Below are 14,533 nucleotides of genomic sequence, written 5' to 3' on the forward strand. Positions count from 1 at the left end.
GGTCCAGTCGAGGCCGACCAGGCGGAGCAGGCTCTCCACGAACCCGGTCGTCTGCCGGAGGGCCATACCGAAGAGGACTTTCATCGTCAGGCACGTCTGGATCGCGGCATCGCTATACTGCGGCTGCCTGCCTTGCTTGCCGGTCGGTGGCGGCACCCAGACCATGTCGGGATCGAACCAGATCGTCAGGGAGCCACGCTGCTTCAGCGCTTCGTTGTAGGCCGGCCAGTTCCTGGTCTTGTAGCTCGGCGGCGTAGGTCTGCTCATGCAGACCAGCTACCACGCTGGATTCACGAGATGAATCCCTCACCCCGCCTTTGCCCAACAAAGCCGATGTCGGTGGGAAAATATCCGGCTGAGAGTTGCTTCAATCTTCCGCAGCCGCTTTCGCAAGACCGCCGCAAGGCGTCCTCAGGCCCTACTCGGCCGGGCCGCTCCGAAGTCGCCGCAAATTCGGAGGCGGCAGCAGCGGTCGCGAGCGATTGTGGACAAGCGATGCCAAGGGATCAGGTAGCCGAAAGCTCCGTTTGTGCGGGCAACATCGCCGAGACCAAGCCGACAACGATCGGCAAAGACGCCCCCCCCTTCGCCGATCTGCTTGAGCTGTTGTTCGGCCTTGAACCGGCGCCACCACGTAGCGCGCCGGCCCTCTCGCTCGGGGCACTCCGGCAGGGGCGGCGGCGACAACGCGTCAGAAGAACGCCTGCAGCCCCGTCTGCGCGCGCCCGAGGATCAGCGCGTGCACGTCGTGAGTGCCCTCGTAGGTGTTCACCGTCTCGAGGTTGACCATGTGGCGGATCACCTGGAACTCGCCCGAGATGCCGTTGCCGCCGTGCATGTCCCGCGACATCCGCGCGATGTCGAGCGCCTTGCCGCAATTGTTGCGCTTGAGGATGGAGATCATCTCGGGCGCGGCCTTGGCCTCGTCCATCAGGCGGCCGACGCGCAGGCAGCCCTGAAGGCCGAGCGCGATCTCGGTCTGCATATCGGCAAGTTTCTTCTGGAAAAGCTGCGTCTGCGCGATCGGCCGGCCGAACTGCTTGCGGTCGAGCCCGTAGCCCCGCGCCGCCTGCCAACAATACTCTGCCGCGCCCAGAACGCCCCAGGAAATGCCGTAGCGCGCGCGGTTGAGGCAGCCGAACGGCCCCTTGAGGCCCTGCACGTTGGGCAGGAGCGCATCCTCCCCGACCTCGACGCCGTCCATCACGATCTCGCCGGTGACGGAGGCGCGCAAGCTCAGCTTGTTGCCGATCTTCGGCGCCGACAGACCCTTCATGCCCTTTTCCAGCACGAAGCCGCGGATCTTGCCCTCGTGCGCGTCGGACTTCGCCCAGACGACGAAGACATCCGCGATGGGCGAGTTGGAGATCCACATCTTGGAGCCGGAGATCCGGTAGCCGCCATCGGTCTTCTCCGCCCGCGTCTTCATCGCGGCGGGGTCCGACCCGGCATCGGGCTCGGTCAGGCCGAAACAGCCGATCCATTCGCCGCTGGCGAGCTTAGGCAGGTACTTCTGCCGCTGCTCTTCCGACCCGTAGGCGTAGATCGGGTAGATCACCAGGCTCGACTGCACCGACATCATCGACCGGTAGCCCGAGTCCACGCGCTCGATCTCGCGCGCGACGAGGCCGTAGGTCACGTAGGACGACCCGAGCCCGCCGTATTCCTCGGGCAGGGTCACGCCGAGAAGGCCCATCTCGCCCATCTCGGGGAAGATCTCGGGCGCGACGGTTTCCTCTTCGAAGGCGTCGCTGACGCGGGTCTGCAGGTTTTCCTGCGCGAAGGTGCGCGCGCTCTCGGCGATCATGCGCTCGTCTTCATCGAGTTGATCGGTCAGCCGGAACGGGTCCTGCCAGTCGAAGGGGCCGAGGTTGGGGGCGTCCTTGTCGCGCAGGGTCGGGGTCTGGCTCATCTCGTTCATGTCGGGTCCTCCTGGATTTGCGCGCAGCATACCTTGCGCCGGGCGCATGAAAAATCGACAATTGCGCAAGAATGCATGAGGAAACCGCAAGTGACGACGCTCTCCCGTCGCACCATCCCGCCGCTTGGCGCGCTGCGCGCGCTCGAAGCGCTCGACCGGCTGGGATCGGCCACCGCCGTCGCGGAGGAGCTCGACCTCAGCCAGAGCGCGGTCAGCCGGCAGATCCGCACGCTGGAGGACACGCTCGGCGTGCCGCTGGTGCGGCGCGAGAAGCGACGGCTGGAGCTGCTGCCGGCGGCGCGGGACTATGCCCAGACGGTGCGCGGTGCGCTCGACCGAATCGCGCAGGCGTCGCTGGCGCTGCGGCTGCCGGAACGGGCGGGCAGCCTCGATCTGGCGATGCTGCCGACCTTCGGGATGCACTGGCTGGTGCCGCGCCTGCCGGATTTCGCCCGCCGGCACCCGGACGTGACCGTGAACCTCGCCACCCGCATCCGGCCCTGCGACTTCGCCGCCGATCCCTTCGATGCGGCGATCGAGTTCGGCGGGGCGGAGCCGCGCCCCGGCACGCGCCGCCTGCGCCTGCGGCCCGAACGCATGCTGCCGGTCTGCGCCCCGGATCTGCTGCCGGGCGGGCCGGCGAGCCCCGCCGCGCTTACCGACTTGCCGCTTCTTCACATGGAGACGCGGCCGGCCTCCTGGCGCGACTGGTTCGCGGCGCAGGGCGTCAGCGCGCCGGGCCAGGCCGGGACCACGTTCGATCAGTTCGTCGCCATGCGCGAGGGCGCGCAGGCGGGACTGGGCGTGGCGCTGCTCCCTGATTACCTGGTGGAGACGGAGCTTGCGACGGGCCGGCTGGTGCGCGCGGCGAATGCGGCGCCGGTGACGCTCGGCGCCTATCACCTCGTCTGGCCGGCGGAGCGGGCCGAGAGCCGGGCGCTCAGGCAGTTCCGAGACTGGATCGCGACAGAGGCGGAGGCGGAGGACGACCCGCTACCGCGCTAGGTCACCGCCGACCGTGCCTGGTACTTCGCATCGCGCCAGAGTTCCTGCGACAGGACCTCTTCCAGCACGTCGACCGCGGCGCTCACGTCCCCGGAATCGAGGTAAAGCGGCGTGAAGCCGAAGCGCATGATGTCGGGCGCGCGGAAATCGCCGATCACGCCCCGGTCGATCAGTGCCTGCATCGCGGCGTAGCCTTCGGCGAAGCGGAACGACACCTGGCTGCCGCGCTGGCCCGGATCGCGCGGGCTGGCGAGGGACAGCTGCGGGCAGCGCGCCTCCACCTCCTCGATGAACTGCTCCATCAGGGCGACGGCGGCGGCGCGCACGTCGGTCATCGACACCCCGTCCCAGACGCGCAGCGCCTCTTCCAGAGCGGTCATCTGGATCACCGGCGGGGTGCCGACGCGCATCCGCTCGATCCCGCCGGCGGGCCGGTAGTCGAGGTCGAAGGCGAAGGGCGCGCCGTGGCCCATCCAGCCCTGAAGCGCGGGCCGCGCCCCGTCCGCGAGGTCGGGCCGGACATAGATGAAGGCCGGCGCGCCGGGTCCGCCGTTGAGGTACTTGTAGGTGCAGCCGACCGCGAATTCGCAGCCCGATCCGCCCAGGTCCACCGGCACGGCGCCGGCGCTGTGCGCGAGATCCCAGATCATCACCGCGCCCGCGTCCTGCGCCGTTCGGGTGATCGCGTCCATGTCGTGGCGCCGGCCGGTGCGGTAGTCGACCTCGGTCAGCATCACCGCCGCGACATCCTCGTCGATGGCGCCCGCCGCCTCTTCGGGCGCGACGACGCGCAGCTCGTGGCCCTGGCCCAGCGTCTCAAGAAGGCCGCGCGCCATGTAGAGGTCGGTGGGAAAGTTGCCGCTGTCCGACAGCACGACCCGGCGGCCGGGGCGCATCGCCAGCGCGGCGGCGAGCGCCTGGTAGACCTTGATCGACAGCGTGTCGCCCATCACCACCGAACTTTCGGGCGCGCCGATCAGCGCGCCGACACGGTCGCCCACGCGGCCGGGCTGGGTGAACCAGTCGGCCTGGTTCCAGCCGCGGATGAGCATCTCGCCCCACTCGCCGGAGATCATCTCCTGCGTGCGCGCGGGCACGGATTTCGGCAGCGGCCCCAGAGAATTGCCGTCGAGGTAGATCACCCCCTCCGGCAGATCGAACAGATCCTTGCGGGTGACGGAGGTCGGGGCGTGGCTGGTATCGGGCATCTCAGAGTCCTCCGCGGACGCTCCAGAGTTCGGGGAACAGTTCGACGTCGAGCATCTTGCGCAGGTAGTTCACGCCGCTCGTCCCGCCTGTGCCGCGCTTGAAGCCGATCACGCGCTCCACCGTGGTGACGTGGTTGAAGCGCCAGCGGCGGAAGTAATCCTCGAGGTCGACCAGCTTCTCGGCCAGTTCGTAGAGGTTCCAGAACCGCGCGGTGTCGGCATAGACCTCGTGCCAGGCGGCCTCGATGCCTTCGTCGCGGGCGTGCGGCGCGCGCATCCGGTAGGCGGCGGGATCGAAGCGGTGGCCCGTAGCCTCACTCAGCCGGTCGAGCGTGACGTGATAGAGCGAGGGGCGCGACAACTCCGCCTCCAGCATCGCGTGGAGTTCGGGGCGGTGTTCGTGCACGCGCATCAGGTTCTCGTTGCGATTGCCGAGCGCGTATTCGATCAGCCGGTACTGGTGCGACTGGAAGCCCGACGACCGGCCGAGGCTTTCGCGGAACGTGGTATAATCCGACGGGGTCATCGTGCGCAGCACGTCCCAAGACGAATTGAGCTGATCGAAGATTCGAGCGACCCGCGACAGCACCTTGAAGGACGGCTGCAGGGCCCCGGCGCAGATGGCCGAGCGCGCGGCGCCGATCTCGTGCAGGACCAGTTTCATCCACAGCTCGGAGGTCTGGTGCTGGATGATGAACAGCATCTCGTCATGCGCGTCCGAAAGCGGCGCCTGCGCGGTCAGGATCGCGTCCGTGCGCAGATAGTCGCCGTAGCTCATGTCGCGCGCGAAGGACATCTGCGCGCCATCGCCGGCGGGATCGTAGGCATCGGACATCGCAAGCCCCTTCGCGTCTGCCAAAGGCAGAAGCAGCGTAGGCCCGGCCGGGTTTTGCTTCAAGTATAAAATTTCAGGCTTGAAGCTTTGGGGCCGGCCGCCGGGAGAGGGAGCGGCGACCGGTCCGGATCAAGCCTCACCGGCGGTGGTGAAGGACCTGATCGTCTGCAGCGCGCCGTCCAGCGCCTCGCCTTGGGGAGCCTTGAGCGCCGCGGTGATCAGGCGCGCGGTCCAGTCGGCGGCGTCATCGCGCCCTTCGACCAGCGTCGCGCCCGACATGACCTTGTCGAACTTGGCAAGGCCGCGCGCGTGCGTGTCGCTGTAGCCCTTGATCAGCCGGCGGATCTTCAGCGTCTCGGTCGCGTGGGCATAATCCGTGTCGAGCCGACCGAGCGCGGTGTCGAGCCACGTCTCGATATGCGCCATCTCCCGGCCGTGGCGCAGCATGCCGCGCCGCCGCTTGCGCAGGCCCGCCACGACGTAGAGCATCGCGAACCCCGCGAGCCGGTCCGTGCGCAGCCGCCGCCCCCGGTTGATCGCCCGGTCGAGCGCGGAGACAAGGTGCGGCCGCGCCTCCACCCACGCGCCGAGGCGGGCGGGCATGACGCTGATCGCCTCTTCCGCGCGGGGGTGCATGTACTCGGTGACGTGAACGAGCGTGCCGTCCGGCGCGCGCATCTCGTCGTTGATCCGCTCGAACCTTCCCTTTCGGGTCTTGAGGTCGGCAACGCGCGGGATGTCGTCATAGGCCATCGCCGTGGCGAGGTACTTCGCCGCGTTCGCGGTGAAGTCGAAGCCCTGCGCCTCGCCCCCCGCTGCGCGGTCGCGCGCCAGGATCGCGTCGAGCCGGTCGAGGTATTCGCGGCCGTAGGCGACGTCCTGGTAATCCACCAGCTTGCGCAGGCCGGCCTGGGCCAGCGGCACGACCGGTTCCGGCAGTGCCTTGGCGCGGTCGGTCAGGGCCTCCCATTCGCTCAGCATCGCGTCCGGCCCGACCATGCGCTCGGGGTCCGCGTCCTCGTGGACCGGCGTGGCGGCCGGGGGCAGGACACCGCCCGGCTCCGGCGCGGCCTCGGTCAGCTCCGTCGTGGTGGGCGTGCGGCCGGCCGCGGCGGCCTCGCGCGCCGCCTCGAACGCGGCGAGGGAGGCATCGACGCCCCGGCCCGAGGCGCGGATCGTCTCGCGGTAGGTCTCGGCGGGGAAGGGCAGCGTGCCCGACCCGGCAAGCGCGCCGAAGAGGCTGGCGGAGATCACCGAGCCCGCATCGCGCGCCATCGCCTCCATGTCGAAGGCGACGAACTTCGCGGCGCTTTCCTCGGCCGCTTTCGCCACCGCGCGGCTGTCGGCCAGACCGGTGCCCGGCACGATCTTCTCGCTGACGGCCAGGGCGCGATGCGACGAGGCGATGAGCGTGGTGCGGTCCGGCGTGACGAAGCCGCGCATGATCGCCCGGCCCGCCTCCATCATCTCTGCGGCGATGAGGATGTCGACATCGCCCTCGGCGGGCGCGAGCGCGAAGACCGGCTGGCGGTCGCTCTCGGGCAGCATCTCCACGTAGTAGATCGTGGCGCCGGTGCGCTGCGCGACCCCGGCGACGGAGGTCGCCTGCGCGGCGTAGCCGTTGCGCTCCGCGAGGTCGATGATCCAGTTGGTCAGGACGCCCCCGCCCTGGCCGCCGACCGCCATGACGGCGAGCTTGAGGACCTGTCCCAGCCGCGGATCGGGCGATTTCGCATCGAGCGTGACGGCCTGGTTCATCGCACCGCCTCCCGCGCGAGCCGCTTGCCGGCGCGGCGCTCCTGCAGCCAGTCGATCGCGCGGCGCTGCCAGCGGGCCATGCGCGTCTCCATCGGTTTGGGGTTATGGACGAGGTCGGCCTGATAGAACGACGGGCAGAGGATGGCGGCATCCGCCACCTCGCCGCAATTGCCGCAGCCGACGCAGGACTGGTCGATATGCGCGATGGGATCGTCGCGCAGCGGATCGTCCGGCATCTTGAGCGTCAGCGAGGGGCAGCCCGACAGCCGCATGCAGGCGTGATCGCCGGTGCAGACCTCTTCGTCGACGCCGAACTTGGGCCGCTCGACGCGCCGTCCCTCCTTGATCGCCTTGGCCAGCAGCGGCTTTTCGCGGCGTTGACGGTTGAGCATGCATTCCGACGACGCGACGATGACCTTCGGCCCCTCGTGGTCCGTGGTCAGCGCCTCGCGCAGCGTCTCGCGCATCTTGTTCACGTCGTAGGTGCGGTCGATCTGCCGGACCCATTTGACGCCGACGCCCTTCACCGCCTCGGTGATCGGGTTCTGGGTCGCCTTGGTCTTGTTGTTCGCACGCGACGACAGGATGTCCTGCCCGCCGGTCGCGGCGGAGTAGTAGTTGTCCACGACGATGGTCACGCCGTCGGACTTGTTGAACACCGCGTTGCCGATGGAGGACGACAGCCCGTTGTGCCAGAACCCGCCGTCCCCGATGATCGAGATCGGGCGCTTTTCTCCGCCGCCGTCGAACGCGGCGTTGGAGGCCGGGCCGAGGCCGTAGCCCATGGTCGTGCCACCGATCTCGAACGGCGGCATGATCGAAAAGAGGTGGCAGCCGATATCGGCCGACACCTGGTGCGGTCCGGTCTCTTCCTCCACCAGCTTCATCGCGGCGAAGATCGGCCGTTCGGGGCAGCCGGTGCAAAAACCGGGCGGACGGCCGGGCACCACTTCGGAGAGGTCCGGCACCGGGCCGGGACGGTTCGGCGCGCGGGCGCGGTCGGGCATCGTATCGCCCGCGTACTTGGCGAGGAACGCCTCCAGCCCGTCGAGCATGACCTGCCCGGTATATTCGCCCGCCATCGGCAGAACGTCCTTGCCCGCGACCTTCACGCCGTGCCCGGCCTTGTGCAGGATCGAACGGAGCGATTGTTCGATATGGTCGGGCTGGCCTTCCTCCACGATCAGCACGGCGTCCTTGCCTTCGCAGAAGGCCAGGAACTCGTCGTCGACCAGCGGGTAGGTCACGTTCAGGCAGTAAAGCGGGATCTCGGTGTCGCCGTAGACGTCCGCGAGGCCGAGGCGCTGCAGCGCGCGGATCACGCCGTTATACATGCCGCCCTGAAGGACGATGCCGACCTTGCCCTGCTCGGGTCCGAAGAACTCGTTGAGCTTGTTGTCCTTGATGTAGTCGACGGCGGCGGGCCAGCGCACCTCGATCTTCTGCTTCTCGTGCTGGAAGGAGGCGGGCGGCAGGACGATCCGGCTGGTGTCGCGTTGCGGGCTCGACAGTGCCTCACGCACCGTGAGTGGCGGGGGCACGTTGTCCTTGGCCTCGAATGCACCGTGGACGTGGCAGCAGCGGATGCGAAGCTGCAGCATGACCGGCGTGTTCGATGCCTCCGACAGCTCGAAGCCCTGGCGTACCGCGTCGGTGATCGACGGCAGGTTCGGGCGCGGATCGAGAAGCCAGATCTGCGACTTCATCGCGAAGGCGTGGCTCCGCTCCTGCATGATCGAGGAGCCTTCGCCGTAATCCTCCCCGACGATGATGAGCGCGCCGCCGTTCACCCCGCCCGAGGCGAGGTTGGCGAGCGCGTCGGACGCGACATTGGTGCCGACGGTCGACTTGAAGGTGACGGCCCCGCGGATCGGGTAATGCACGCTGGCCGCCAGCATCGCGGCGGCGGCGGCTTCGGAGGCGTTGGCCTCGAAACGGATGCCAAGCTCGCCCATCAGCTCTTCGGCATCGGCGAGCACGTCCATCAGATGGCTGATCGGTGCGCCCTGATAGCCGCCGACATAGCCCACGCCGTTTTCCAGAAGCGCCTTGGTGATGGCGAGGATGCCCTCGCCGCGAAAGGTCTCGCCCGCGCCGATGCGCAGCTGCTCCACCTCTTTCTTGAACGATCTCTCAGCCATAGTGTGCCCTCCCATCCGGGGTTTGGGCATTTATATCCATTTGCATAGATTTTTGCAAAGGTGGAGATTGCAGGCACTGCGGAAATTCCCGGCACTGCGGAAACAGCCAATGCAAATGGCGTGATCGGCGCGCAGCGCCTAAAGGTCGTGCAGCCGCACGTTCCGAAGGACCTTCTGCAGGGTGCCGACAAAGGCCGCCCGCTCCGCGTCGTCGATGCCGGCGAACATCTCCTCGTAGCGGGCGTGCATCGTCGGCCAGACCGCATCGAACTCCGCGCGGCCCATCTCCGTCAGGTAGATCTCGCGCACGCGGGCATCGGTGTCACGGGCCTGCCGGCGAATCAGGCCGGCCTTTTCCATCGCCTCGAGCGTGCGGGACATGGTCGACTGCTCGGTCACGGCGTAGACCGACAGCTCGTTGATCGTCAGCCCCGGCACCACCGCCAGCACGGCAAGCGTGCGCATCTTGGCGGTGGTCAGGCTCTGCGCCCGCAGCGCCGCCTGCAGGTTGGCGTTGTAGCGCCCCATGATGCGATTCATCAGGTAGGGCGCGAACTGCCACAGCCCGATCTCGCCCAATGTCTGATCGGCGCGAAGCGGGCCGTCCGCCTGATCTTCTGCCATCGGTGTCACCCGGTCCTCTCCGTCACGGATCCTACCGGGCCGGCACCTAGGCCGCATTCAGAAAGCGTCGAACCCTCGCATCCGCGTCCGGAGAGGCCCAAGCGCCGCATCAGGCGCTCCGGCTCACGCCGGCACAAGCGCCATCGCCCGGATCGGGCTGCCGGTGCCGCGCACGATCTTGAGCGGGGCCGCGATCAGCACAGCGCCCTTCGGCGGCAGCTGGTCGAGATTCGCGAGCGACGCCAGCCCGAAGCAATTGTCGCGGTGCAGGAAGTTGTGCGCGGGGAACGGTGGCTCCAGCCCGCCGGCGCAGCCTGCATCGGTGCCGATGCATTGCGTGCCCCAGCCGACGATCTTCTTCGACAGCAGGTATTCGATCGCCTCGGGGGTCGGTCCGGGCGAATGCGGGCCGGTCTCGTCGGCGTTGAGGAACGCGGCTTCGTCGTGCGCCCGCTTGTCCCAGTCACTGCGCATCACCACCCACTCGCCGGCACCGATCTCGCCATGCTCGGACTCCCACGCCTTGATGTGGTCCGGGGTGAGCAGGAAGTCGGCGTCCGCCGCGCTTTCGGCAGAGAAGTCGAGAACGTTCACCGGCGCCACGACGCGCTGCAGCTCGAGCGTGTCGGTAAAGCCTTCCTCATAATCCTTTCCGGTGATCCAGTGGTGCGGGGCATCGAAATGGGTGCCGGAATGCTCGCCAAGCACCATCCAGTTCCAGGCGAAGAACGGGCCGTCCTCGTCGTATTCGCTGATCTTGTGGATCTCGACCTTGGGGGTGTTCTTGGCGAAGTCGGGCGGCAGGTGCAGGATCGGGGTGTCCGGGCCGAGCGTCGCCGACAGGTCCACGACCTTCACCTTCCCCGCGAGCAGCTGCGCCCCCAGATCCTTCACGATGTCCGTTGCCGACATTTCCGTTCTCCCGATGATCGCGCATTTCCCTGGCAGGTTAGCGAGATACATATGCAGATGCAAATATCGGCTGGAAGGCCCGCGCCGGTCGGCGCGGGCCGCAGGCTCAGATCGCCTTATCGAAGAGGCCGCGCAGGTTCTCGGCGGTCAGAGTGACCGGGTTGCCGCCGCAGGACGGATCCTCCAGCGCCATCGCAACAAGGTCGTCCGTGCGGTCCGTCGTGACACCCAGGTCGCGCAGCTTGCGCGGGATGTCGAAGCCGTCGTTGAAGTCCTGCACGAAGGCGCGGAAGCCGTCATAACCGCCGTCGATCCCCAGATACGGCGCCGCGCGGTCGAAGCGGTCGCGGATCTTCGGCGCGTTGAGGTCCAGGACGGCAGGCATGCACACGGCGTTCGTGGTGCCGTGATGGGTGCCCCAGATCGCGCCAACCGGGTGGCTCATGGCGTGGATCGCGCCGAGGCCCTTCTGGAACGCCGTCGCGCCCATCGCCGCCGCCGACATCATGTTCGCCCGCGCCTCCAGATCGTCCGGCGTGGCGTACGCGCGCGGCAGGTTGTCGATCACCAGCCGCATCCCCTCGAGCGCGATGCCCTGGCTCATCGGGTGGTAATGCGGCGACGAGAACGCCTCCACGCAATGCGCAAACGCATCGAGGCCGGTCCCGGCGGTGATCGCCTTGGGCATGCCCACGGTCAGCTCGGGGTCCGCGATCACCACGGAGGGCAGCACCTTGGGGTGGAAAATGATCTTCTTCACATGCGTCTCGGAATTGGTGATGACGCTTGCGCGCCCCACCTCGGACCCGGTGCCGGCGGTCGTCGGCACGCAGATGTTGGGCACGATGGCGCTGGCATCCGCGCGCGTCCACCAGTCGCCGATATCCTCGAAATCCCAGATCGGGCGCGTCTGGCCGCACATGAAGGCGACCATCTTGCCCAGATCGAGCCCCGAGCCGCCGCCGAAGGCGATCACCCCGTCATGGCCGCCGGCGCGGAACGCCTCCACCCCGGCGGCGAGGTTGACCTCGTTCGGGTTGGGATCGACCTCCGCGAAGAGCGCGCGACCGAGGCCCGCGCCTTCGAGGATGTCGAGCGCGCGAGTGGTGATCTCCAGCGGCGCCAGCCCGCGGTCGGTGACCAGTAGCGGCCGGGAAATGCCGGCAGCGGCGCAGGCGTCGGGCAGTTCCGCAAGGCGCCCGGCGCCGAAGCGGATGGCGGTGGGATAGGACCAGTTGCCGGTCGGGCTCATGGCAAGTGCCTCGTCGTTGCTGTGGGGCCGCTCAGGCCGTGGTTTTCTTCAGGTGATAGGATTTCGGCCGCGTCAGCGCGTGGAAGCCCAGCACCGACAGGCCGGCGCCGCGCCCGGTGTCCTTGCAGCCGGTCCAGCAGAGCGCCGGGTCGAGGTAGTCGGCACGGTTCATGAACACCGTCCCGGTCTCGATCCGGTCGCCGATGGCGGCGGCGCGGTCGACGTCGCGGGTCCAGACGCTCGCGGTCAGGCCGAACTTGCAGTCGTTCATCAGCCGCACCGCCTCGTCGTCGTCCGTCACGGGCATGATGCCGACCACGGGGCCGAAGCTTTCCTCGCGCATCACCTCCATGTCGTGGGTGACGCCGGTGAGGATCTGCGGCGTGAGGTAGGCGCCGCCGTCATCGGCGGGCATGGTCGCGATATGCGCGGTGGCGCCGTCGGCGACGGCCTTCTCGACCTGGTCGCGCACGACCTTGGCAAAGCGGACATTGGCCATCGGGCCGATCGTGGTCGCCTCCTCCAGCGGGTTGCCGAGGACCAGCTCGTTCGCCCAGGCCACGGCCTTCTCGACGAAGCCCTCGTAGAGCCTTTCGTGCACGTAGATCCGCTCGATCCCGCAGCAGCACTGGCCGGCATTGAACATCGCACCGTCCATCAGGCCGTTCACGGCGGCATCGAGGTCGGCGTCGTCCATGACGTAGCCGGGATCCTTGCCCCCGAGCTCCGTCGCCACGGGCACGAAGGTGCCCGCCGCCGCGCGTTCCATCGCCTGCCCGCCGCCGACGGAGCCGGTGAAGTTCACGAAGTCGAACGCCCGCCCTGCGATCAGCTCGTTGGTGGTCTCGTGGCCGAGGAACACGTTCTGGAACACGTCCTCGGGGATGCCGGCAGAATGGAAGGCGCGCGCCATGCGCTCGCCCACCAGCAGCGTCTGCGTGGCGTGTTTCAGAACCACGGTGTTGCCCGCGATCAGCGCCGGGGCGACGGTGTTGATCGCCGTCATCCACGGGTAATTCCACGGCGCCACCACGAACACCACGCCCCAGGGCAGGCGGCGGATGTAGCGGCGGAAGGCGTCGTCGTCGCCCACCTCGATATCGGCCAGCGCCTCTTCGGCGATCTCGGCCATGTAGGCGCCGCGTTCCTCGAAACCGCCGAATTCGCCGCCGTAGCGCACCGGGCGGCCCATCATGTGCGCCAGTTCCGGCACGATCTCGTCGTTCATCGCGCCGACCGCGGCGATGCCCTTCATCACCAGATCCGCGCGTTCGCGGATCGGCCGGGCGGCCCAGTCGGGCTGCGCGGCGCGGGCGCGGGCGGCGGCCGCGCGGCCCTCCGCGACGCTCAGCACCGGGCGTTCGGCGAAGACCGATCCGTCGATCGGCGAGATGCACTTCAGCGTGTCGCTCATGTCGCTCCTTTCGCGCGCCGCCGCCCCGTGCGGGGCCGGTCCGGCGCAACCCTTTCCAGCGTGGGCCTAGGCCCTCTCGAAGCCGCGCGCCAGTTCCCAGTCGGTGACCGCGCGGTCGAATTCCTCCTGCTCCCATTCGGCGCTGCGCACGTAGTGATCGACCACCGCGTCGCCCATCGCCGCCCGCAGCATGGCCGAGCCGCGCAGGGCCTCCGTCGCATCGCGCAGGTTGCGCGGGATCTCGGCCACGTCGTCGCTTTCGTAGACGTCGCCGTCGTAGGCCGGCGCCAACTCAAGCCCGTCCTCGATCCCCTTGATCCCAGCAGCCAGAAGCGCCGCCTGCGCGAGATAGGGGTTCATGTCCGACCCGCCGATCCGGCATTCCATGCGCACCGCCTTGCTGCCCGATCCGCAGAGGCGGAAGCCGGCGGTGCGGTTGTCCTCCGACCAGACGGTCTTGGTCGGCGCGAAGGTCCCCGGCGCGAAGCGCTTGTAGGAATTGACGTAGGGCGCGAAGAAGAACGTGATCTCCTGCGCATGGGCGATCAGGCCCGCGCAGAACGCCCGCATCGTCTTCGACATGCCGAGCGGCGCATCGGCGTCGTAGAACGCCGGCGCCCCGTCCTTCCAGAGCGACATGTGCACGTGGCTCGACGAGCCGACCTTGTCGGCCGCCCATTTCGGCAGGAAGGTCGCGGAGAGCCCGTTCTGCCAGGCGATTTCCTTCGTGGCGTGCTTGGCGATGGTGTGATGATCCGCGCAACCCAGAGCATCGGCATAGCGGATGTTCAGCTCCTGCTGGCCGACCTCGGCCTCGCCCTTGGTGTTCTCGACCGGGATGCCAGCAGCGACGAGGTGATTGCGCAGGGGCCGCAGCACTGCCTCTTCCTTCGTGGTCTGGAACAGGCAGTAATCCTCGTTATGGCCGTTGAACGGCACGAGATTGCGATAGCCGTCCTTCTGCAGCGCGCGATAATCGCCCTCGAAGAGGAAGAATTCCAGCTCCGTCGCCATGGCAGCATCGAAGCCCATCTCGGCCAGCCGCGCGACCTGCCGTTTCAGCATCTCGCGCGGAGAATGCTCCACCGGCGCGTGGCCGTGGTGATCGAGCACGTCGCCCAGCACCAGCGCCGTCTTCTCCAGCCACGGCATCCGCCGCAGGGTCGAGAGGTCCGGGCGAAGCGTGTAGTCGCCGTAGCCCTTGCGCCAGGAGGTCGAGGCGTAGCCGTCCGGCGTCGACATCACGAGGTCGGTGGCCAGAAGATAGTTGCAGCAATGCGTTTCGGCATGCGCGTGGTCGATGAAGTTGGAGACGTGGAAGCGCTTGCCCATCAGGCGGCCCTGCATGTCCACCATCGCCAGCAGCACGGTGTCGATCTCGCCCGTCGCGGCCTCTTCCTTCAGGGCGTCGAATGTCAGGTTGCCGGCCATGTCGGTGATCCTCGGTGTCTCTCACGTGGCGG

12 protein-coding genes are annotated in these 14,533 nt (G+C 68.2%); 1 reads left to right on the forward strand and 11 read right to left on the reverse strand.

The window, feature by feature from the left end; translation table 11 throughout:
- Positions 1 to 267: transposase (locus F3H57_RS13065; RefSeq protein WP_188129603.1), on the reverse strand; the 267-nt coding region annotated here is incomplete at its 3' end.
- A 424-nt stretch (positions 268 to 691) separates the two neighbouring features.
- Complete coding sequence (locus tag F3H57_RS13070) at positions 692 to 1,912, reverse strand: acyl-CoA dehydrogenase (protein WP_149756574.1); 1,221 nt, start codon at positions 1,910 to 1,912, stop codon at positions 692 to 694.
- A gap of 99 nt (positions 1,913 to 2,011) precedes the next feature.
- Here F3H57_RS13070 and F3H57_RS13075 point away from each other — a divergent pair, with 99 nt between their 5' ends.
- Positions 2,012 to 2,926 carry a LysR substrate-binding domain-containing protein gene (locus F3H57_RS13075; protein WP_223163073.1) on the forward strand — a complete coding sequence of 305 codons (915 nt, stop codon included), beginning with the start codon at positions 2,012 to 2,014 and terminating at the stop codon, positions 2,924 to 2,926.
- On the opposite strand, the gene kynU is transcribed toward F3H57_RS13075, so the two are convergent.
- The 9 genes from kynU to F3H57_RS13120 all read right to left on the reverse strand — a co-directional run bounded on the left by kynU (position 2,923) and on the right by F3H57_RS13120 (position 14,501).
- Positions 2,923 to 4,134: a kynureninase gene (gene kynU / locus F3H57_RS13080; RefSeq protein ID WP_149756367.1), complete on the reverse strand. Its 1,212-nt coding sequence runs from the start codon at positions 4,132 to 4,134 to the stop codon at positions 2,923 to 2,925. The two genes, F3H57_RS13075 and kynU, sit on opposite strands and share 4 nt — an antisense overlap.
- Before the next feature lies 1 nt (position 4,135).
- Entirely contained in the window at positions 4,136 to 4,969 is an 834-nt protein-coding gene (locus F3H57_RS13085) for a tryptophan 2,3-dioxygenase (RefSeq protein WP_149756368.1), read from the reverse strand.
- A gap of 129 nt (positions 4,970 to 5,098) precedes the next feature.
- Complete coding sequence (locus F3H57_RS13090) at positions 5,099 to 6,727, reverse strand: indolepyruvate oxidoreductase subunit beta family protein (RefSeq protein ID WP_149756369.1); 1,629 nt, start codon at positions 6,725 to 6,727, stop codon at positions 5,099 to 5,101.
- Positions 6,724 to 8,868 (reverse strand): thiamine pyrophosphate-dependent enzyme, encoded by a 2,145-nt coding sequence (locus tag F3H57_RS13095; protein WP_149756370.1) that lies wholly within the window; start codon positions 8,866 to 8,868, stop codon positions 6,724 to 6,726. Before F3H57_RS13095 ends, F3H57_RS13090 begins: the two co-directional genes overlap by 4 nt.
- Before the next feature lie 138 nt (positions 8,869 to 9,006).
- Entirely contained in the window at positions 9,007 to 9,492 is a 486-nt protein-coding gene (locus F3H57_RS13100; RefSeq protein ID WP_149756371.1) for a MarR family winged helix-turn-helix transcriptional regulator, read from the reverse strand.
- 123 nt (positions 9,493 to 9,615) lie between these two features.
- Positions 9,616 to 10,404: a cyclase family protein gene (locus F3H57_RS13105; protein WP_149756372.1), complete on the reverse strand. Its 789-nt coding sequence runs from the start codon at positions 10,402 to 10,404 to the stop codon at positions 9,616 to 9,618.
- Between the two features lie 106 nt (positions 10,405 to 10,510).
- Positions 10,511 to 11,656, reverse strand: coding sequence for an iron-containing alcohol dehydrogenase (locus F3H57_RS13110; RefSeq protein WP_149756373.1), 1,146 nt, complete (start codon positions 11,654 to 11,656; stop codon positions 10,511 to 10,513).
- A gap of 31 nt (positions 11,657 to 11,687) precedes the next feature.
- Positions 11,688 to 13,070, reverse strand: a complete 1,383-nt coding sequence (locus F3H57_RS13115) for an aldehyde dehydrogenase family protein (RefSeq protein WP_149756374.1) — start codon at positions 13,068 to 13,070, stop codon at positions 11,688 to 11,690.
- A 66-nt stretch (positions 13,071 to 13,136) separates the two neighbouring features.
- Complete coding sequence (locus F3H57_RS13120; RefSeq protein WP_149756375.1) at positions 13,137 to 14,501, reverse strand: glutamine synthetase family protein; 1,365 nt, start codon at positions 14,499 to 14,501, stop codon at positions 13,137 to 13,139.
- Positions 14,502 to 14,533: the final 32 nt, after the last annotated feature.

The organism is Roseivivax sediminis, from assembly GCF_900112685.1.
GTDB lineage: Bacteria > Pseudomonadota > Alphaproteobacteria > Rhodobacterales > Rhodobacteraceae > Roseivivax > Roseivivax sediminis.